The sequence below is a fragment of the Paucihalobacter ruber genome, assembly GCF_006494535.1.
GTDB classification, from domain to species: Bacteria; Bacteroidota; Bacteroidia; order Flavobacteriales; family Flavobacteriaceae; genus Paucihalobacter; species Paucihalobacter ruber.
The window spans coordinates 1-20,005 of record NZ_VHIQ01000005.1 but is presented as its reverse complement, the minus strand read 5'-3'; the positions used below and the strand labels follow the sequence as shown (position 1 = coordinate 20,005).

Genomic DNA, 20,005 nt, shown 5'->3' with positions numbered 1-20,005 from the left:
TTATTAAAAAGATTTATGATATAGCAGAGACACACGGTGGATTAATAAAAATACAATTAAAAGAAAATGAAGGTCTGTTCGCGGCCCGGCTAACACCGGCTGCCGGAGGACGGACAGGAACGGGTAGTAACAGGTAGGCACAGAATTAAACATTGAATCACCTATTTAAGATGAGCATAAAAACAGCAGCTTCACAATTTCTCGGGAAGATACATTTCTTTCTCCTTCTTCTGCTATTTGCCGCCTGCAACCACAGCCCAAAAGATGATGGAACCAGCCCTGCATCGCTTTTGCCTCAACCCCAAACCAATGCAGCTAACCCCAAAGGTGGTTATGCCATAAACCCGGTAACAGGCGACCGCATCAAACCCATCATTTTGAGCAGTGGCGACACACTCATCACCGGTGTACCCATACCCGCAAGGGGAACACTCATTCACACAGACAGTATGGCAAAACCCAGAGTGGTGAAAGCTAAATCTCCGGAAAGTCTTGAAAAGCACGATGCCAACCCCAACCGACATAAAATACCCGAAAACATCCCCACTATCAAGGTGGACCACAGCCAACTTAAAACGGTGAAATTTGGCGAAGGCAATAAAGATTTTGTTTTAATTAATTCCAGCGGTGACACCATACCCACCGGCATACCTATACCTGCCAAAGGTAAAACAGTAAAAGCCATACTACCACCACCCACCAAAGCCCTGCCCCTAGCTTTTAAAGATGCTGCCCTTACCAATTTACAATATTTAGATGTGGACCAAGGTATGAGTTCCTCTTATGTGATATCTCTTTTAGAAGATACAAGGGGGAACCTTTGGTTTGGCACTGCCGACAAAGGCGTATCAAAATATGATGGTGAATCGTTCGTTCATTTTACCGAGGCAGCCGGCCTTAGTAATAATAGAATAAGGTCTATTTTAGAAGATAGAAGTGGGAACCTTTGGTTCGGAACCGGTGGCGGAGGCGTAACGAAATATGATGGTGAATCGTTCGTTCATTTTAATGAGGCAGCCGGCTTAAGTCATAATTTTGTCTGGTCTATTTTAGAAGATACAAGCGGAAACCTTTGGTTTGGCACTGAAGGCGGAGGCGTATCGAAATATGATGGTGAATCGTTCGTTCATTTTACCGAGGCAACCGGCTTGAGTAATAATAGTGTCAGGTCTATTTTAGAAGATAAAAGCGGAAACCTTTGGTTTGGCACTGAAGGCGGAGGCGTGTCGAAATATGATGGTGAATCGTTCGTTCATTTTACCGTGGCTACCGGCTTGAGTAATAATTTTGTCTGGTCTATTTTAGAAGATAAAAATGGAACCCTTTGGTTTGGCACTTCCGGCGGAGGCGTATCGAAATATGATGGTGAATCGTTCGTTCATTTTACCAAGGCAGCCGGCCTGAGTAATAATATTGTTATTCCTATTTTAGAAGACACAAGTGGAAACCTTTGGTTCGGAACTGTTGGCGGAGGTGTATCGAAATATGATGGTGAATCGTTCGTTCATTTGACCGAAGCAACCGGATTGAGTCAAAATAGAGTCATTTCTATTTTAGAAGATACAAGCGGAAACCTTTGGTTTGGCACTTGGGGCGGAGGCGTAACTAAATATGATGGTGAATCGTTCGTTAATTTTACCGAGGCAGCCGGCTTGAGTAATGATAGAGTCAGGTCTATTTTAGAAGATACAAGCGGAAACCTTTGGTTCGGCACTGAAGACGGTGGCGTATCGAAATATGATGGTGAATCGTTCGTTCACTTTACCAGGGCAGCCGGATTGAGTAGTAATAGAGTCTTGTATATTTTAGAAGATACAAGCGGAAACCTTTGGTTTGGAACTGGTGGCGCAGGTGTATCGAAATATGATGGTGAATCGTTCGTTCATTTTACCGAGGCAAACGGCTTGACTAATAATGTTGTCATTTCTATTTTAGAAGACAAAAGCGGAAACCTTTGGTTCGGCACTGAATTTGGAGGCGTATCGAAATATGATGGTGAATCGTTCGTTAATTTTACCGAGGCAGCCGGCTTGAGTCATAATTTGGTCGCGTCTATTTTAGAAGATAAAAGCGGAAACCTTTGGTTTGGCACCGAAGGCGGAGGCGCATCGAAATATGATGGTGAATCGTTCGTTCATTTTACCGAGGCGGCCGGCTTAGGTAATAATACTGTCTGGTCTATTTTAGAAGATAAAAGCGGAAATCTTTGGTTTGGCACTGAAGGCGGAGGCCTATCGAAATATGACGGTGAATCGTTTGTTCATTTTACCGAGGCAGCCGGGTTGAGTAATAATAGTGTCAGGTCTATTTTAGAAGATAACTCCGATAGCTATCGGAACGGGAATTTATACCTAGCTACAGTAAAAGGGATTACGCAAATTAGCCCGAGTCCTACTTCTTCCGAAGAAGGAGACGTGTTTGCAATACAAGTTTTTGGCACACAAGATGGCCTTAAAGGCTTAGATTTTTATCAAAATTCTGCGTTAATCGATAGTAAAAACCGTGCCTGGTGGGGAAGCGGTAAGGGTTTAACTATGTTGGATTTAAACAAATTAAATTCATCTCCTCAAATACCACAACCATTATTAAAACAATTGGATATCAATGAGCAGTTTATAGATTACCGCAATATCTCTTATGAACCCGATACTCCCCATAGTCCCGATAGTCCCGATATCAATCGGGATCGAGATCGGAATCAAGTAGGCAATGATATAACATTTAACGGTGTCCAAAAATTTGAGAACTACCCACTCAATTTAAAACTACCCTACCATAAAAACAATCTTACCTTTCATTTTGTCGCCATAGATTGGAAAGCTCCGCATAAAATACACTACAGTCACCGTATGCTGGGACTCAATGATAATTGGAGCATACCTTCAAAAGAAGCCAAAACAGATTACCGTAACTTGCCCTACAGCACTTACACTTTCCAAATTAAAGCCATTGGAGAGAGTGGTGAGTGGAGTGAACCTTTTGAATACACGTTTACTATTAACCCACCTTGGTGGCTTACCTGGTGGGCTTGGTGTTTCTATGCCGTTCTACTCTTATTAATGCTATATTGGATCTATGGTTTTTTGCTTCGTAGAAAACTAGAACATGCAGAAGTTAATCGGTTGCAGGAATTGGATAAGTTCAAAACGCGCCTTTATACCAATTTAACCCATGAATTCCGGACACCCTTGACGGTGATTTCAGGTATTGCAGATCATATATTGACCCAACCCTCTTTGGAGAATCTGGAAAATGGTTTGCCAATGCTCAAACGAAATAGCGCGCAATTGCTAAGGTTAATCAATCAAATGCTGGACCTATCCAAACTTGATTCGGGTAGATTGTTGGCAAAGATGATTCATGACGATATCCTGGGTTATCTAAAATACCTGACAGAGTCGTTTGATTCTTTTGCCGATTCTAAAGATATCCGTCTGCATATATTATCAGGTTTCGAGGCGTTGTACATGGATTTTGATCCGGAAAAAATCCAAGCAATTTTTTCCAACCTTGTCGGAAACGCAGTAAAATTTACCCCACCGGGAGGCAATATTTATATTAAACTTGAAAAAATTACCTCTTTGGAAATGGGAGATTTCTTGGAAATGAAAGTGAAGGATACAGGCAAAGGAATTTCTTCTGAACATTTGCCTTATATTTTTGACCGTTTTTACCAGGTGGATAATTTGTCAACCAGATCAGCTGAAGGAACAGGAATTGGCTTGGCACTTACCAAAGAACTGGTGCAACTAATGTCAGGAACTATTGCAGTTACTAGCCAACCGGGAAAAGGTTCTGAATTTACACTTAGACTTCCCATAAAAAATGAGGCCCCAAAAGGGAATGCCGGTGAATTTACTATGGAATCGCATCCAAATGTAAAAGATTTGGTGGCGGTGTCGGGCTTTGGGACAGCCGAAGATTATGATGAAAGTCTCCCGCTGGCCTTGCTGGTAGAAGACAATGAAGATGTATTAAGCTATCTGGAACTTTGTCTCCACGGCAACTATCGAATACAAAAAGCAAGAAATGGCCTCCAAGGAATCCAACTAGCCATAGAAATGATTCCGGACATCATAGTTAGTGATGTGATGATGCCTGAAAAAGACGGCTATGAAGTAGTAGAAAGACTCAAAAAAGATGAACGTACCAGCCATATTCCCATCATCCTGCTCACTGCAAAAACAGATATGGAATCACGCCTGGAAGGTTTGGAAAGTGGAGCCGATGCCTACCTTTCCAAACCTTTTGAAAAGAAAGAACTAGAGGTTCGACTCCGGAAATTGATTGAACTAAGACAAAAGATGACGGCGCGGTATGCAGCGCTTATTCCCGAAGGTAAACCCGAAACTCTAATAGAAATACAGGAAGATGCTTTCCTTAAGAAGCTCCACTTTATTGTAGATGCAAATTTGGAAAGTGAAGCCTTTGGCATTGGGGAGTTATGCGAAGAGCTTGCAGTGAGCCGAACCCAGCTTCATCGAAAACTTAAAGCTTTGACCAACAAATCCACTTCTCAAGTCATCCGGATGATTAGAATGCAGAAAGCAAAGAAACTTTTGCTTAATTCTGATTTAAATATCTCGGAGATTGGTTACGCAGTGGGTTATGGCAACCCCAGCTATTTTACACAAGAGTTTACAAAAGAGTTTGGGGAAGCACCTAGCTTTTTTAGAAAAGGGTAATTCTTCTTCAAAGCCTAATAACCTCCTTTTTCAACACTAGTTTGAGGATTCAACTTTTTCAGACATTTTTTCTTCCCAGCCAAATAAATAGGTAAAATCTTCATTTTTATGGATTTGGAACAAAATATAAAGTATTTGGAACAATAACTACAGTCTGATTTTGAATACCACAGTACCTTGCCTTCATGATTTTGGCTATTTCATTTTGTGCTGAATTTTCACCATTTACCAGATGCGAATTTTGGATAGGGTCAAAAAATAATTACCAAAAGGATGAGTCAGATGATCTTTTTTATTACCGAAATATCAAGTAAAAATGAAAAACGATTTTCAAAATTCTAACCATTTAACCAAAAAAAAATGACACTTAAAATGATTTCCATTCCCAGAAGTCCACTTCTACCCCTGGAAGCATCGTGTTTTGTGTGCCACATACCTTTAATAAATCAGTAATCAATTAAACTATCATATTATGAAAACTATGAAACAAATTATTGGAAAATCAGTATTATTTGCTGCTTTTATCGCGGCATTTTTTGTTACATTCTCTTGCAGCCAAGAGAGTGAGGCCTACGACAGTAATGAATTAATCGATATTCAGGCCAGACCGGGGAATGATGTTACCCGACCGGTTCGCATTACTTATAAAGGTATCGACGATGCAGACGGTCCAGGAAGCACCGGCACTGGAATAATGACGCATCTGGGAAAAATAACCAGCGTAAATTCTATAAGCGAAACTTATGAAATCATAGGTAACGTATTAAAAGTAAGGAGTTTAGAAGGAACAAAAGATATTATCTATGCCGCGAACGGGGACGAGGTTTGGTCTACCAATGAATTAACCATTACTCTTACCTCAGAGACCACCGGCGTCTACACCGGATTAATTACTTTCATAGGAGGCACTGGCCGATTTGAAGGCGCTTCCGGTTTTATGGAGATTGAAAATGGTGCTATAGAAATCGTTGGTTTAAAAACAGATGGTGTAACACCAATAACCGCAATTTCTCATGTAGGCAATGGAGAAATAACGTATTAATACATTTTGGCATTGCAGTAATAACGAACCCGGTCATAAAAGACCGGGTTTTTTATGCGGTAAAAGCTCTAATATATTTTGATCCAAGGAATCATATAATTAATTGTTTTACATTTAATTACCGATACAAATCCCATCTTACATGAGTGATTTATTGGATCAATCAAGTGCAGTTTTCAAAGTAAATACCTTGATCGGAGAAAAACACTTTTTATAAAAATTCAAGAGGGACTTGACAACCTGGCCTTTGACTCAGATGACACCTTATATATCTCTAATGCAGATTTTGGCTCAGTAGTACAAATATTACCTAGTTGTCAGCCTCGCACTATCAGTCGTGGAGGAATGATTGCACCTATGGGCATGGCAGTTTTACCGGGGGCAAATAATAAAGATGATTTGTTTGTTGCTGACCTATTTAGATTGTACCAATTTAATGGCCTTTCCGGCAGTGAGGAAAATGTTTATAAAGGTGACTTACTTGGCCGTCCGGGTAATCTGACCAATCCTTTTACGCTTTCTGCAGACGGGGAGAATCTGATTGTGTCTTCCTATTTCGGGGCAGTGGTTCAGATTTGGAATCCACAATCTGATCAGGTCATAGAAACCTATACCATGGGGATTCCAATAGATGCCATCAGGTTTAAGAATGACATTGCAGTGTCTGATCTGGGACTTGGCGGCGTGGTACGGGCAAGTGACCAATCGATGATCTTGCCAATAGACAACGCCAATGTATTTGCACCAAGTGGTCTGGCAACTAACGGGGAAACCTTATGGGTAGCAGACTGGGGTACAGGCATTGTTTGGCAGATAGGGTTTGATGGCGATACTCCAATGCCGGCCGTACCTATAGCTTCGGGACTAATGAATCCGGAAGGATTGGCCTGGGATAACAATGGTAGCCTGCTGGTTGTTGAAACCGGTGCTTCACAGTTATCGCGCATAGACCTGACAACCGGAGCGGTGAGTATAGTTGCAGATGGTCTTAGCCTGAGTGGGCCTGCTGTTGGTCAAGATGGCTTCTTACCCCCTACATACCTATTTGATGGCGTAGCCGTTGGCCAATCCGGCGATATTTATGTTTCGGGTGGAGGAAAGAATGTTATTTACCGCATCTCGGAAAATTAAGTTTTTAGAAGACCCTATAAAGCATAATAATTTCAATTTATTGCTTTAAAAATAAGCACCTTTTCAGGGATACCTGAAAAGGTGCTTGTATGTTATAATTATACAGAATATTAAACACTAGTTTGAGGATTCAACTTTTTCAGACATTTTTTCTTCCCTGCCAAATAAATAGGTAAAATCTTCATTTTTATGGATTTGGAACAAAATATAAAGTATTTGGAACAATAACTACAGTCTGATTTTGAATACCATAGTACCTTGCTATCATGATTTTTGCTATTTCATTTTGTTCTGAATTTTCACCTTTTACCAGATGAAAATTTTGCCCGGCGTTAAGAAATATTTAGCAACAGTAAGGAGTAAGATAATCTCTTTTACAACCAAAACATCAAAATAACTATAAAAAGTATTTTTCGAAATTTTAACCATTAAAACCATATAATTATGAAGCGCAAACTAAATTTTATTTTGATATCCCTGGCATTGATGCTAGCGATACCGGCATGCCAAGAAATCGATGAGCTAGTACTTGAAGATGCCAGTTATGAAAGAAAATCAAAAGTACTTGTAAAGGAAATTGCCAATGGAGCTCTTATCAAAGGTACCAATGGTATAAACTTCGGGCCGGATGGCAATCTTTATATTGCCTGTTTTGCTAGTCAGGAAGTAATCGTAATGAACAAGCAAAACGGTAAGATCCTAAAGAGACTTGGCCCGGCGGATGGAGTGAACTCTCCAGATGATTTGGCATTTGGCCCGGACGGGTCGCTTTACTGGACAGATACTTTAATAGGATTTGTAGCCCGAATGACCCCTGATGGCGTGGTGACCAAGCAATTTGTGGAACTGGGTACCAACCCGATTACCTTCTCTGACGATGGCCGGCTTTTTGTTGGACTATGCTTCCAAGGTGATGGGCTCTATGAACTTGATCCAAACCTTATCGATCCACCCAGACCGATCATCATCTCCACCCCGGAAAACCCATTCCCCCTCGGATTTTTAAATGCATTTGACTTCGGTCCTGATGGTAAATTATACGGACCTCTATTTGCAGGAGGCGCAGTGATCAGGGTAAATGTCGGAGGACCAGGAACCCCGCCTTCCACAAATCCTTTTGTTGATGGTACCGCAGAATTCTTGGCCGGAGGCTTCACAGTTCCCGTTGCTGCAAAGTTCAATTCCGAAGGAGTCCTGCATGTATTGGATCAATCAGGTGAAGTATTTACAGTAAACACTTCGAACGGAGAAAAAACACTCTTTGCCACAATTCAACCCGGTCTTGACAACCTGGCCTTTGACTCAGATGACACCTTATATATCTCTAATGCCGACTTCGGCTCGGTAGTACAAATATTACCTAGTGGTCAGCCTCGCACCATCAGTCGTGCAGGAATGATTGCACCTATGGGTATGGCAGTTTTACCGGGGGCAAATAATCAAGACGCATTGTATGTAGCCGACTTGTTCCGTTTATACGAATTTAATGGCCTCTCCGGCAGAGAGGAAAATGTTTATAAAGGTGACTTACTTGGTCGTCCGGGTAATCTGACCACTCCTTTTACGCTTTCTGCAGACGGGGAGAATCTGATTGTTTCTTCTTGGTTTGCTGGAGTGGTTCAAATCTGGAATCCACAATCTGATCAGGTTGAGCAAACTTTTCCCGTGGTGGTTCCTATAGATGCCATCAGGTTTAAGAATGACATTGCAGTGTCTGATCTTGGACTTGGCGGCGTGGTACGGGCAAGTGACCAATCGATGATTTTTCCAATAGACAACCCAAGTGGTCTGGCAACTGACGGGGAAACCTTATGGGTAGCAGACTGGGGTACAGGCATTGTTTGGCAGATAGGGTTTGATGGCAACACTCCAATGCCGGCCATACCTATAGCTTCGGGACTAATGAATCCGGAAGGATTGGCCTGGGATAACAATGGTAGCCTGCTGGTTGTTGAAACCGGTGCTTCACAGTTATCGCGCATAGACCTGACAACCGGAGCGGTGAGTATAGTTGCAGATGGTCTTAGCCTGAGTGGGCCTGCTGTTGGTCAAGATGGCTTCTTACCCCCTACATACCTATTTGATGGCGTAGCCATTGGCCAATCCGGCGATATTTATGTTTCGGGTGGAGGAAAGAATGTTATTTATCGCATCACGGAAAATTAAGTTTTTAGAAGACCCCTATAAAGCATAAGAATTTCAATTCATTGCTTAAAAAATAAGCACCTTTTCAGGTATCCCTGAAAAGGTGCTTGCATGTTATAATTATACAGCATATTAACTACCTTAAATTCTATAGGATTTTTTACCGCGAAGCCCGCCAGACAAGAAACGGGGTTAAGGCTAAGTTTTAGTTATGTTTTTTAAAAAGCACATAGTGGCAAATTATAGGCAATATTAACTTTAGTTTTTGGTACCAAATTTATGATTATATTAGAAGCGTAAAAGTTTTTGTATGGATCAAACAGCCAAAATAGAGATAAAACAAATTTACGATACCTGGTTTCACGCCTACGTTAATGGCGATGTAGACACCTATAGTTTTTATTTGGATGATACCTATCGTTTTATTGGTTCTACCAGCAACGAGGAGTATTTAAACAAAAAAGACACCATTTCATTTTTTGAAGCCACGGCACACCAATTTTCCGGTAAAGTCGATTCGCGAAAAGTTGAGTGGACCATTTCGCAGTTCGGTGGGTTGTATTTTATTACTCATTTTCTTGAGGCTTATTTTTTAAATAATGGCGAATGGGACTATTACGGCAGGTTTCGGTTTACTACTGTAGTTACCAAAACAACCGACGGCTACAGATTTATTTACCAACACTTTTCAATGCCCGACTCAAAAGCAGATGAAGGTGAAACTATTGGCTTTGATGCTGTTGCTAACGAAAACATTCAGCTTAAAGAAGCCATTAAACGCAGAACGGCGCAGCTGGAACAAAAAAATGAGGAACTTCAAAACGCCTTAGAAGAGTTAAAAGCTACCCAAGCCCAATTAATTCAATCAGAAAAATTAGCGTCTTTAGGGCAATTGGCTGCGGGCATTGCGCATGAGATTAAAAACCCAATGAACTTTATTAATAATTTCTCTGATTTAAGTTTAGAATATGTAGAAGAAATTAAAGAGGTGCTCACAAAACTTGATCGAAACAGCTATACCACAGAAATAGAAGAGTTATTAGAAGATGTTACCGAAAACCTTAAAAAAGTACATCACCACGGTACCAGAGCCGATGGCATTGTAACCTCTATGTTGATGCATTCTCGTGGTGGCAACGGCACCATGGAACCCACCGATTTGAATGCACTTATTAAAGAATATGTTAACCTGGCCTTTCATGGCATGCGCGCAGGTAAATCTCCTATTAATGTAAGTATTAATTTAGATCTAGATGACAGTATTGGAGCTGTACCACTTAACACAGAAGATTTTAGCAGGGTTATTTTAAATCTATGCAAAAATGCCTTTGATGCCATGCGCAGCAAAAGTCTTTTAGCAGACAATACCTACCAGCCAACTCTTAACATTAGTAGTTACAAAGACAACAATGAGGTTGTGCATGTGGATATTGAAGACAACGGCCCCGGTGTACCGGATGGCATTAAAGAAAAACTCTTTCAGCCGTTTTTTACCACCAAAAAAGGTACCGAAGGCACCGGCTTAGGACTGAGTATTACGCATGATATTATTACAAAACACAACGGGAGCATAAAAGTAACTTCAAAAGAAAACCACTTTACCTGCTTTCATATTTATTTACCACAACACCAGAAATAAACCATAAAGATTGACTTATGAAAATATTAGTAGTAGACGACGAGAAAGATGTAGAAATATTATTCCGTCAAAAATTTAGAAAAGAAATTAAAACTCAAAACCTGGAGCTGGTATTTGCCTTTTCGGGTCAGGAAGCTTTGGAGTTATTGGAAAAATCGAATCCGCCCGAAGTGATGTACATTTTTTCTGACATCAATATGCCTGGCATGACCGGTCTGGAATTATTAGACAAGGTAAAGGAACGTTTCCCGCAAATTAAAATCAGCATGATTTCGGCTTACGGCGATACCGAAAATTACAATAAAGCCATTAATTCGGGTGCTAAAGAGTTTTTTACCAAACCCATCGATTTCAACTCCTTAAAAGAAGAAATTAGCAGTTTATTAAACTAATTATTTAAAACAACCAACCAATGAAAACCAAAATACTGGTAGTAGATGACGAAGAAGATTTAAAAGTTTTAATTAAACAGCGCTTTAGAAAAAAAATTCGCGAAGAAGAATACGATTTTATCTTTGCCGAAAACGGCCGTTTTGCGCTGGAACAATTAGAAACGCATCCCGATGTAGATTTGGTGTTAAGCGACATTAACATGCCCGAAATGGATGGGCTTACCTTGCTGAGTAAACTCAACGAGCAAAACCACCTGTTAAAATCGGTTATTGTTTCGGCCTATGGCGATATGGAGAACATTCGCACGGCCATGAATCGCGGTGCGTTCGATTTTATTACCAAACCCATCGACTTTAAAGATTTAGAGCTTACCATAGAAAAAACCATTGCCCACGTTGCCATCTTAAAAAAAACCCTGCAAGCCATTAAAGAAAACAACATTTTAAAAATGTATGTCGATGAAAACGTGCTCAACTTTATGGGCAGCAGGGATTACGAATCTACCGTAATGGTAAACGAAACCATTGAAGGCACTGTTGTGTTTATCGACGTTTGTGGTTTTACCAAAATAAGTGAAAATGCAACAGCAGATACTGTAGTGACTTTAATTAATAACTACTTTGACGTGATGGTCAAAGAAATTATCGATCACCAAGGTTTTATCGATAAATTTATAGGCGATGCCATCATGGCGGTATTTAAAGGCGATTATCATTTAGACCGTGCTATTGATGCTGCCTTAGCAGTGAGACAAAAAATAAACCAACTCCCACAACCGGAGGATTTAAAAGATTTTAAGCCCAAAGTTTCCATAGGTATTAAAAGTGGCGAGATGATTTCGGGCAATATTGGTTCTGCCAGTTTAAGAAGATTGGATTACACCGTTATTGGTGATACCGTAAATACGGCTGCCAGACTACAGGACGCTGCCAAAGCCGATCAAATTGTGATATGCGAAACCTGTTACGAAAAAGTAAAAGAAGCCTTTCAGTGTAAAGAAGTGGGTAGTATTACCATGAAAAATAAATCAAATCCAGTTACCATTTACGAGGTAATTGAATAACTTGCGTTAAAATAAGACATTTTGTTTTTTATGGAAGAAAAGAAAAAAAAAGTAAAGGTTATTGAAGATGTTCACATCAAAAACAAACACACCGATGATCTGGTTGACCATTATTGGGGAAGTATCAATTATGTTGCCAGCCTAATCAAAGCCTCAGAAATTAAGGCCGGACTTATCTTGTCCTTTTACGGTATTTTACTCAATTTTATTTACCAAGGCATTACCTTATTGCTCGAACAGTTTCCAAATAACGTTTTAATTTACATACTGTTAGTGTTGTGGTTTGGTTTTATAGTTGTTTCAATTTATTTCAGTATTCGCTGTTTTATACCGCGCTTTGAGGCTAAGTTCGACAAAAACATATTTTTTTTTAGAGATGTCATTACCAAGTTTGGAGACGTAGACGAGTTTTCAAAAACCTTTTTTGAAATTAGTAAAGACGAAGACCGCTTATTTCATCAACTAGGACACCAAATTTACATTGTTTCAAAAATTGCCAACGTTAAATTTAGGTACGTGCACTTGTCTTTAAGATTTTTAGCGGCCAGCTTAGTAGTTTTATTGATAGCTTCTATTTACTATTTTGTTATTTCGGCGGTTTGATTATATTTTTTTTATATTTAGAGATCGTATAATCCTCTTGAAGTAAAATTTGTCAATTTATTTATTTACAATTGATAGAATCGGCTAATAAAAAAATGAATTCTGATACCATTAAAATATCAAGAATCACTAAGAAAATCACCTCAAAACAAAAAGAGGACTGTTGTGTGTTATGTTGGGTTAAAAATGAAGTTGAGGCTTTAATCATCAACCAGCAACAATATCGTAACATAGCCAACTCCATTTTTTTCTTGGGACCGGAGCTCCAGTGGCAAATCTTAAATAATGATCATTTCACATCAAATGGCTATATCATTTATTTACCAAAATCTATTTTAAACAATCCAATATTCAAAAATTTACATATCAACGAAGTTCGTTTTTTTTCCAATGGCGAGATACCCAAAATTAATTTAGCGCCCGGCATTGAAAAAAGAATTCAAGCTATTATTGAAATGCTTGATGAATTGGTAAGTACCAATTTAAAAAACAAAGAAGACGCTATTCTGGCATTATTAAAAACACTCTTTATTTATTGTGATGGCAAGTGTAACATTAAATCGGTCATCACAGATAACAACGCTCGGTCTGCACTAGTTTATAAATTCAAAAAAATGGTGGATCAACACATTTCTGAATTTCATAAGGTAAGTGAATACGCTAACCTGCTCCATATATCCAATAAATATTTAAACGAATGTGTCAACGATGTTTTAGGGGTGAACGCCAAAAGCCTTATCGATGAACAGCTTGTTATGCAATCGCGTCATGCCTTAAAGTTTACCGATAGAACAGTTAAAGAGATTGCCTATGACCTTGGATTTTCTTCTCCCGACTATTTTAGTTCTTTCTGCAAAAAACATATGGGTTTGGCACCTTCAGAATTTAGAAGACTATAAGTTCCGAAAAGCTATTGTTTTACCGTAAAAATCACAATCTATACCTAAAATAATCATTCTATCTTCGTATCCAAAAGATATAACCATGGATAGAAAAACATTTCTCAAAAACACCGGAATTGGACTAAGTTTAGCCATCATCCCCGGATTGGTTGGACAACAACAAAGTGCTTCTAACAATAACAAACCACTAACAAATCTTAAGCCTAAAATAATTCGTGACCAAGAAGGAGAAGTCCTAAATGTTATTGGCGATATTCAAACGCATAAGCTCTTGGGGAGCGATACAGATAATCAAATTGTTGAGTGGGTTGACAACGTAGCGCCAGGCGTTCGTATTCCACCCCACATACATACCAAAGAAGACGAAATATTTAGAGTTGTTAAGGGTCAAGTAGAAATTATGGTTGGTGGCGAAACTACCGTTTTAAATCCCGGTGATACTGCCTTTGCTCCTAAAAATATTCCGCATACCTGGAAGGTCATTGGCACTGAACATGCCAAAATGATTACCAGTGCTTTTCCTGCGGGAATAGAAAAAATGTTTCATGAATTAGCCAAACTGCCACCTAGTCCACCCGATTTTGAAAAAGTTACAACCATTTGCGGAAAACACGGCATTTCATTTCTTTAAATTATACAATTATGAACACAAAAATTACAACTGTAAACCTAATCATTACCCTAATTTTATTAATATTTTCATCAACTTCATGCACGCAAGACGATGATCAACCTGTTGATGAAATTGCGCAAATGATTGATGAAGTGCGTGAACTCACAACAACATTTTCAAATCACAGTGCTGCACAAAATGCCGGATGGAATAACCAAATGTCGCCTTGCGTACAGCACCCAACCGAAGGCGGTATGGGTATTCATTTTGGTAGAATGGAATTTTTTGATGGTCGAATAAACCATTTAGAACCACAAGTTTTACTTTACGCCCCTAATAACAATGGAGACTTGGAGTTTTTGGGTGTTGAATATATCATTCCCTTTGGCATACTACCTGAATCTGAACCTGCTCCTATGCTTTTTGATGAGGAATACAAAAAGAATCACGAATTAGAAATTTGGGCCTTACACGTTTGGACCGAAAAGGAAAATCCTAACGGCATGTTCTATGACTGGAACCCTAACGTGAATTGCAATTAATGAGTTAATTATTTAGTTTAGGTAACAACTAAATGGTATAAAGTCTACCCCATCAAAGATTACGGAGCTGTCCAAATAGGGTATCATACTTTCAATGATAAAAAAACTCCGGAAATTAAATCTAAAGCAAGCAGATTTATAGTGATTTGGAAAAAAACGGAAGCGCATTGGACCGTTACAAGAGTTATCAGTCTTCATTAAAACGCAAAATTCCGGCAGCCAACACCGGTAACCGTTCTGCCTAAGGCAAACCATGCCACAGGCAGGCAAGCAGGTGGATAAGGCCATGATTTGTGATAAAACATTCCATTTTACGGAATCCCTTAAAAAACCCTCACACCACGCCCTAACGATTGATCGGTACAAACACACCAAGACCAACCACGTCCCGCTAGGGACTATCTGCGAGCACACACCTCCCTCAACACCAAAACGTTAAGGTTTTATACCCTTATGGGCACCACTTAAAACACCATAGACCTCTTTTTTTTAAAAAAACCTAATCGCCTGAATATCGCGTATTTACTGTACTTACGCGAGTTTAAGCCCTTATATATGAGGTGCTTAAAGCTATTTTTTTTAGGTGAATATTTGGAAATATCCACACCTTTTTATTATATTAGTCTGTATTTTAACTGTTTATGCAGTAATGCATTGTTGATGCCGCTACGGCCAAACTGACTTAAATTATGGGAAAGAATCATCTGCTTTACTATCAATTTTCTAAAGATTATATGCATGCCAGCGATGTAATGCTCTTTTTAAAAATTAGCCGCTCTACCCTACACCGTATGTGTAACAACGGACAAATACCCTACACCCAACTGGGAAAGGTAAGGTTATTTCCGGTAGAAGTGATACACAAATTGCTACAACACAATTTGCAAAATTATCCGCTACAAGATACTGAACCTTCCCAAACAGAAGACCAATAAGCCTTATTAACAAGTATCTAACCTATCTATATAGCAACAGCCCTTACTGTAAACTGTTCACCTTGTTATATCAAGGCATAAAAAAACCGCCATGATATACATAGCGGTTAGTTCCGGTAGTTGGCCGAAGCCAAACCAGATGAGGGGCAACGCTACGTGAGCGTTACGGCACCCAGATAGCTGCTGGTAGCCGCCAGTTTACGGTCTTGGGTAACAAAGGTGGCCCACACCTGCACCTCTTGCCCTGCCCAGTAAGCCGGCAATGGCATTTGCACAGTAGTCAGGTCTCTGGTACCCGCCGGATTGGCAGTTTCAAACAGTTCCAGCGTTGGGTTGTACACCACCACAATTAACTCGTCTGTGGCGGCGGCGTTACCCTGACCGCTGTTGTCTAACCAGCTAATGGTAAGTTGCTGGTTAACATCGGGGCTAACCGTGGGATTAGCCAGGCCAAGTAAGTCGCCTTTAGAAATCAGCACTTTGGTGTAGTTAATTACATAACCATCGGGCAGATTGGGCAACAAGGCCTCTTTAAGGTGGTAGCCGGTAGCCAGGTTATAGGCCGACTTATCACCTTGTTTTTTGCCATAAAAGGCACTCACAATCGCTCTAATTGGCGACAGAAACTGAATTACCGTACCAAAACGCTCGCGCTGATCTTCTTGCGCTGCTGTTGGCGTGTAATTACGTCTAGACGGCAAACTTCTAATAATGTTGCGTCCTCTCCAGCGTGCACCCACTACGCTGCCTACTTTTCCGGAGACTCCTCCGAGGATACCTTGATTAATAAAGGCCATAATTAAAAAAATTTGGGGTTACTAAGCCGCTAATTACCAACGCATTTTTGTAATTTCCAAACCCGTGACACAAATTGAAACACATTGACACAAATTGAAACAATTTGACACAATTTGACACAGTTTGACACACAAGTGCTATTTTTTAGGGGTTTTGTTCGAGTCTTGTTCGAGGATTGTTTTACTCAGGCTTTAGGTAATGCTTAAAAAATGGGGCCTGGCCCGAACAAAGCCCGAACCAAACTGCACAACTACCAAACAAGCAGTTTGATTGGTGTATGTTTTTGGATTTTAATTGTTATTTGGATTAGTAATCATAATGGCAAGATTTATTATATTTGAAAAAGCTGTGTTATCTTATAAGGTTGTTTTAAGAACTTAGGCATGATTTAGTGGCTGCATATAAGTAAAACGCACTTTAGGTAAAAATTAATAAAACTATGGATTTATTGGTGTCTATTAGTTTTGACGCTACTGAATGTTCCCGCAATGATGGCATATTTGAGGTTCTCGACATTGCCTTGCAACCTGAAATTTACCCATCTCAAGATTTTGATTATGCCTTAGGTGTGTACGACCACCCACAAGCTTTTGAAACCTTTTTTACTTTGTATGACCCGCTTGAATTAATACCGGTACAATTTCACTATTTCGACCATAGTCACGACGCTCCGCAGCAAAACTATTTAACCTATAAAGATCTGGCTGCACTAAGCCGGCACAGCTTGCCACAAGTAAATATACCTGATTTGGTGTCTATTGACCTCGAAAAAGTTTGGTTACTCGACCTACCAAACACCTATTATTTTAAGGTACCCTGTTTGTATGACAACAAGCACAACAAAAAAACAGACGTCCCAGACTTGTACCAAGGCTGTTATGCCACCCTAAAAGAAGTATTAAAAGCCGTTAACCTGGCCATGGGCAACCCAACACCAATGGTAGAACTACTTATTGAAAACTTTGAAGAACGCACGGCCTATTGAGAGCTCTTTAAAATTACGATAAACCATATCAATAAAAGTTATTTTAAAATTAGCCAAACCTCAACGCTACCGTACAATTAGATGGTGTTGTGCCAACCCCAACAAAACCTGAGTTAAACTGCAAAATAATGAGATTATCAAATAGTTACAATCTATTTTTTCTAGATTCACAACAAAATTTAGTTATATTTGAAATCATGAACCAATAACCTCACCAAAAGCAGGATAAGGTTATTAAAGGTGATGATAAAAGGAATTAGCCTTCATTATGACCAACCACTAAATAAATGATAAAATTCTTCAGAAAAATTCGCTACGAACTTATGGAAAAAAATAAAACGGCAAAGTATTTAAAATATGCTATTGGCGAAATAATTTTAGTCGTGATTGGAATCCTAATTGCACTTTGGATTAACACCTTAAACCAAGAAAAAGCACAACAGAAAAAGATAGATTCTATATTGATTAAAATACAAAATGATATTCTACAGGATATAGACAATGCAGATTGGTTGCTGGAAAACTACATGAGAAAAGATTCTATTTACACTAGGATGATGAGTGATGATTTGAGCCCTGAAGATATAAAAGCTATCCCTGGCGGCTCATATGGGCTAGGTTTTGTGACCACCTGGTGGATGGAATATCACATTCAGACTAATGGTTATAACCTATTAAAAGAAAATATAGACATTGTACCTAAAAAGTATGATGACCTTATAAAAACATTAGACGAAATTTACACATATAACCGAACTACATTTGAAACTTACAACAGCAATTCTGGAGATATTGCGAGACAATACAAGTATTATTTAAGCGATAACCAACCTTGGAATGCTGTAGATGAATTTAATGGCAAGCGAAGTGATGCCAAAATTGAATTTATTCTTAACAATCCAAAATTCAAAAATCAAATGGCAGATATGCTTGGCTCTGTATCAGCGATGGTTTGGGAGTTTAGCAATTACAAATACGAAATTACTGAGCTTTACCTAGAAATTAATAGGCTTTTGGGAGAGAATGCCAGACCACTACCAAAAGAAATTAGGTTAACTAGTGTGGACAACCCAGAAGATGCTGAAGATTTTGTTGGTATATATCAATTTAGTGATGGGCATAGAAATATTTTAAAAAGCGAGACCATTGAAGTGTATTTAAAAAATAAAGACCTTTACATTAAAACTACGAACAATGAAACGGGACCATTGTTACAGTTACATGCTGAAAAGCCTATATTCTCAAAAGTATATGGTTATTTTACGATGAGGTTTATTCCAGAGAGAAATACCATAAAAATGTATTTCGCCACTAACGGTATTAATGAGTGGACTAAAATGAAGCCTAAATAACCTAATAACCCATGATAAAATTCTTCAGAAAAATTAGACAACGATTGTTGACTGAAAATAAATTCAGTAAATATTTGATTTATGCAATCGGAGAGATTGTACTTGTCGTTATTGGGATATTGATTGCCTTATCTATTAATAATTGGAATCAAGAGATAAAATCTTTAGAGAAAACAAACCTTTTATTAACCCAAGTTCATAAAGAGTTAGCTTTTAATTTAAAAAAGGCAAATGGTGTAATCGAACGTTATAGACGGAATGATTCCTTGATTTATTATGTTCTTAATAGAAAATTGACTTACAATGATTATAAATCCAACCGTATATATACAAATTTTATGCGAGGTACTACAGAAGCCAATTTAGTAGATGATGCATTTAAAACATTAATCGACAATCAAAACATGTTTATTCAAGAACAAGATTCTATTGTTGAGAAATTAAGAAACCTATACGGAACCAACAAAAGAGAAGTCGATTTATTGGATGAGTATACTGTAAACAATGTAATGAATAAGATTAAAAAATTAGAAACAAATGGATGGCTTTATGATAATCATGTAAATCAAACAACTTCTGATGAACAGATCACATACTATCTTACAAATCCTAGTTATTTAGGGGAAGTTACCGGATACAAAATACGACACTTGGGAAATCATAACGGTTACACACTAGTTTTTAGGAACAATGCCATAAAAATTTACAATGAATTATCAGACTATTTAAATATCAAAAAAGACACTTCAATTGTTAAAGATTTGAAAGAATATCAACATTATCTTGGAACTTATGTTTCAGAAGATGAAGTAATTTATAGTGAAATAATAATTAAAAACGAAAATTTAGTTTGGTCCTGGAAAAACATAAATGATACAACGAAATTTGGTGAAATAAAAATATATCCTGACAACAAAACTCACTTTACATTTTCCAATAGTAGATTTGGAAAGTTAATCTATAATGAAAATAATGAAGTTAATGGTTTCATTAGGTCATTAGGTCATGTCAGAAATGAGTATAAGAGAATTAATTAAATTAACGAAGGCTAACAAAGAACTGAGATAAAAACCAAGTCTTTTGTCAAAAATAATTAGCCATAAGTTTCCTGTCATTGTTGAAATAGAACAAATCTCCTTTAGTCGATTTGTTTCCAGTTCAACAAGCTACTTCCAGC

Annotated in this window: 16 protein-coding genes; 15 read left to right on the top strand and 1 reads right to left on the bottom strand. The window is 38.6% G+C overall.

The features are described 5' to 3' along the window. The first annotated feature begins 170 nt into the window (after positions 1-170). From FJ651_RS10600 to FJ651_RS10545, 12 genes are all read left to right on the top strand, one after another. On the top strand, positions 171-4,685 hold the full coding sequence (locus FJ651_RS10600; protein WP_140990504.1) for a hybrid sensor histidine kinase/response regulator transcription factor: 4,515 nt from the start codon (positions 171-173) through the stop codon (positions 4,683-4,685). Between the two features lie 472 nt (positions 4,686-5,157). Continuing rightward, entirely contained in the window at positions 5,158-5,727 is a 570-nt protein-coding gene (locus tag FJ651_RS10595) for a hypothetical protein (RefSeq protein ID WP_140990503.1), read from the top strand. A 543-nt stretch (positions 5,728-6,270) separates the two neighbouring features. Next, positions 6,271-6,858, top strand: a complete 588-nt coding sequence (locus FJ651_RS10590; protein ID WP_140990502.1) for an NHL repeat-containing protein — start codon at positions 6,271-6,273, stop codon at positions 6,856-6,858. A gap of 444 nt (positions 6,859-7,302) precedes the next feature. After that, positions 7,303-9,024: an NHL repeat-containing protein gene (locus tag FJ651_RS10585; protein WP_140990501.1), complete on the top strand. Its 1,722-nt coding sequence runs from the start codon at positions 7,303-7,305 to the stop codon at positions 9,022-9,024. Positions 9,025-9,313: 289 nt separating this feature from the next. Next, a complete protein-coding gene (locus tag FJ651_RS10580; RefSeq protein ID WP_140990500.1) occupies positions 9,314-10,642 on the top strand; it encodes an ATP-binding protein in 1,329 nt (442 codons plus the stop codon). Between the two features lie 17 nt (positions 10,643-10,659). Continuing rightward, entirely contained in the window at positions 10,660-11,034 is a 375-nt protein-coding gene (locus FJ651_RS10575; RefSeq protein WP_140990499.1) for a response regulator, read from the top strand. 20 nt (positions 11,035-11,054) lie between these two features. Beyond that, on the top strand, positions 11,055-12,098 hold the full coding sequence (locus FJ651_RS10570) for a response regulator (protein ID WP_140990498.1): 1,044 nt from the start codon (positions 11,055-11,057) through the stop codon (positions 12,096-12,098). 30 nt (positions 12,099-12,128) lie between these two features. Further along, positions 12,129-12,701 carry a Pycsar system effector family protein gene (locus FJ651_RS10565; protein ID WP_140990497.1) on the top strand — a complete coding sequence of 191 codons (573 nt, stop codon included), beginning with the start codon at positions 12,129-12,131 and terminating at the stop codon, positions 12,699-12,701. A gap of 95 nt (positions 12,702-12,796) precedes the next feature. Beyond that, the gene (locus tag FJ651_RS10560) at positions 12,797-13,600 is read left to right on the top strand and encodes a helix-turn-helix domain-containing protein (RefSeq protein ID WP_140990496.1); all 804 of its coding nucleotides are present in this window, start codon (positions 12,797-12,799) and stop codon (positions 13,598-13,600) included. Between the two features lie 85 nt (positions 13,601-13,685). After that, complete coding sequence (locus FJ651_RS10555; RefSeq protein ID WP_140990495.1) at positions 13,686-14,234, top strand: cupin domain-containing protein; 549 nt, start codon at positions 13,686-13,688, stop codon at positions 14,232-14,234. 11 nt (positions 14,235-14,245) lie between these two features. Then, positions 14,246-14,758: a hypothetical protein gene (locus FJ651_RS10550; RefSeq protein ID WP_140990494.1), complete on the top strand. Its 513-nt coding sequence runs from the start codon at positions 14,246-14,248 to the stop codon at positions 14,756-14,758. 689 nt (positions 14,759-15,447) lie between these two features. Further along, positions 15,448-15,693, top strand: a complete 246-nt coding sequence (locus FJ651_RS10545; protein ID WP_140990493.1) for a helix-turn-helix domain-containing protein — start codon at positions 15,448-15,450, stop codon at positions 15,691-15,693. A gap of 152 nt (positions 15,694-15,845) precedes the next feature. Here the strand turns inward: FJ651_RS10545 and FJ651_RS10540 are convergent, their stop codons facing one another. Then, the gene (locus tag FJ651_RS10540) at positions 15,846-16,490 is read right to left on the bottom strand and encodes a DUF6266 family protein (RefSeq protein WP_140990492.1); all 645 of its coding nucleotides are present in this window, start codon (positions 16,488-16,490) and stop codon (positions 15,846-15,848) included. Between the two features lie 440 nt (positions 16,491-16,930). On the opposite strand from FJ651_RS10540, the gene FJ651_RS10535 reads away from it, so the two are divergent. The 3 genes from FJ651_RS10535 to FJ651_RS10525 all read left to right on the top strand — a co-directional run bounded on the left by FJ651_RS10535 (position 16,931) and on the right by FJ651_RS10525 (position 19,865). Then, positions 16,931-17,476, top strand: a complete 546-nt coding sequence (locus FJ651_RS10535) for a hypothetical protein (RefSeq protein ID WP_140990491.1) — start codon at positions 16,931-16,933, stop codon at positions 17,474-17,476. Between the two features lie 287 nt (positions 17,477-17,763). Then, positions 17,764-18,828, top strand: a complete 1,065-nt coding sequence (locus FJ651_RS10530) for a hypothetical protein (RefSeq protein ID WP_140990490.1) — start codon at positions 17,764-17,766, stop codon at positions 18,826-18,828. An 11-nt stretch (positions 18,829-18,839) separates the two neighbouring features. Beyond that, a complete protein-coding gene (locus FJ651_RS10525; RefSeq protein WP_140990489.1) occupies positions 18,840-19,865 on the top strand; it encodes a hypothetical protein in 1,026 nt (341 codons plus the stop codon). The last annotated feature ends 140 nt before the right edge of the window (positions 19,866-20,005 follow it).

Coding starts and splice junctions, on each gene's coding strand:
- FJ651_RS10600 (WP_140990504.1), top strand. CDS start 171: ATGAGCATAAAAACAGCAGCTTCACAATTTCTCGGGAAGATACATTTC.
- FJ651_RS10595 (WP_140990503.1), top strand. CDS start 5,158: ATGAAAACTATGAAACAAATTATTGGAAAATCAGTATTATTTGCTGCT.
- FJ651_RS10585 (WP_140990501.1), top strand. CDS start 7,303: ATGAAGCGCAAACTAAATTTTATTTTGATATCCCTGGCATTGATGCTA.
- FJ651_RS10580 (WP_140990500.1), top strand. CDS start 9,314: ATGGATCAAACAGCCAAAATAGAGATAAAACAAATTTACGATACCTGG.
- FJ651_RS10575 (WP_140990499.1), top strand. CDS start 10,660: ATGAAAATATTAGTAGTAGACGACGAGAAAGATGTAGAAATATTATTC.
- FJ651_RS10570 (WP_140990498.1), top strand. CDS start 11,055: ATGAAAACCAAAATACTGGTAGTAGATGACGAAGAAGATTTAAAAGTT.
- FJ651_RS10565 (WP_140990497.1), top strand. CDS start 12,129: ATGGAAGAAAAGAAAAAAAAAGTAAAGGTTATTGAAGATGTTCACATC.
- FJ651_RS10560 (WP_140990496.1), top strand. CDS start 12,797: ATGAATTCTGATACCATTAAAATATCAAGAATCACTAAGAAAATCACC.
- FJ651_RS10555 (WP_140990495.1), top strand. CDS start 13,686: ATGGATAGAAAAACATTTCTCAAAAACACCGGAATTGGACTAAGTTTA.
- FJ651_RS10550 (WP_140990494.1), top strand. CDS start 14,246: ATGAACACAAAAATTACAACTGTAAACCTAATCATTACCCTAATTTTA.
- FJ651_RS10545 (WP_140990493.1), top strand. CDS start 15,448: ATGGGAAAGAATCATCTGCTTTACTATCAATTTTCTAAAGATTATATG.
- FJ651_RS10540 (WP_140990492.1), bottom strand. CDS start 16,490: ATGGCCTTTATTAATCAAGGTATCCTCGGAGGAGTCTCCGGAAAAGTA.
- FJ651_RS10535 (WP_140990491.1), top strand. CDS start 16,931: ATGGATTTATTGGTGTCTATTAGTTTTGACGCTACTGAATGTTCCCGC.
- FJ651_RS10530 (WP_140990490.1), top strand. CDS start 17,764: ATGATAAAATTCTTCAGAAAAATTCGCTACGAACTTATGGAAAAAAAT.
- FJ651_RS10525 (WP_140990489.1), top strand. CDS start 18,840: ATGATAAAATTCTTCAGAAAAATTAGACAACGATTGTTGACTGAAAAT.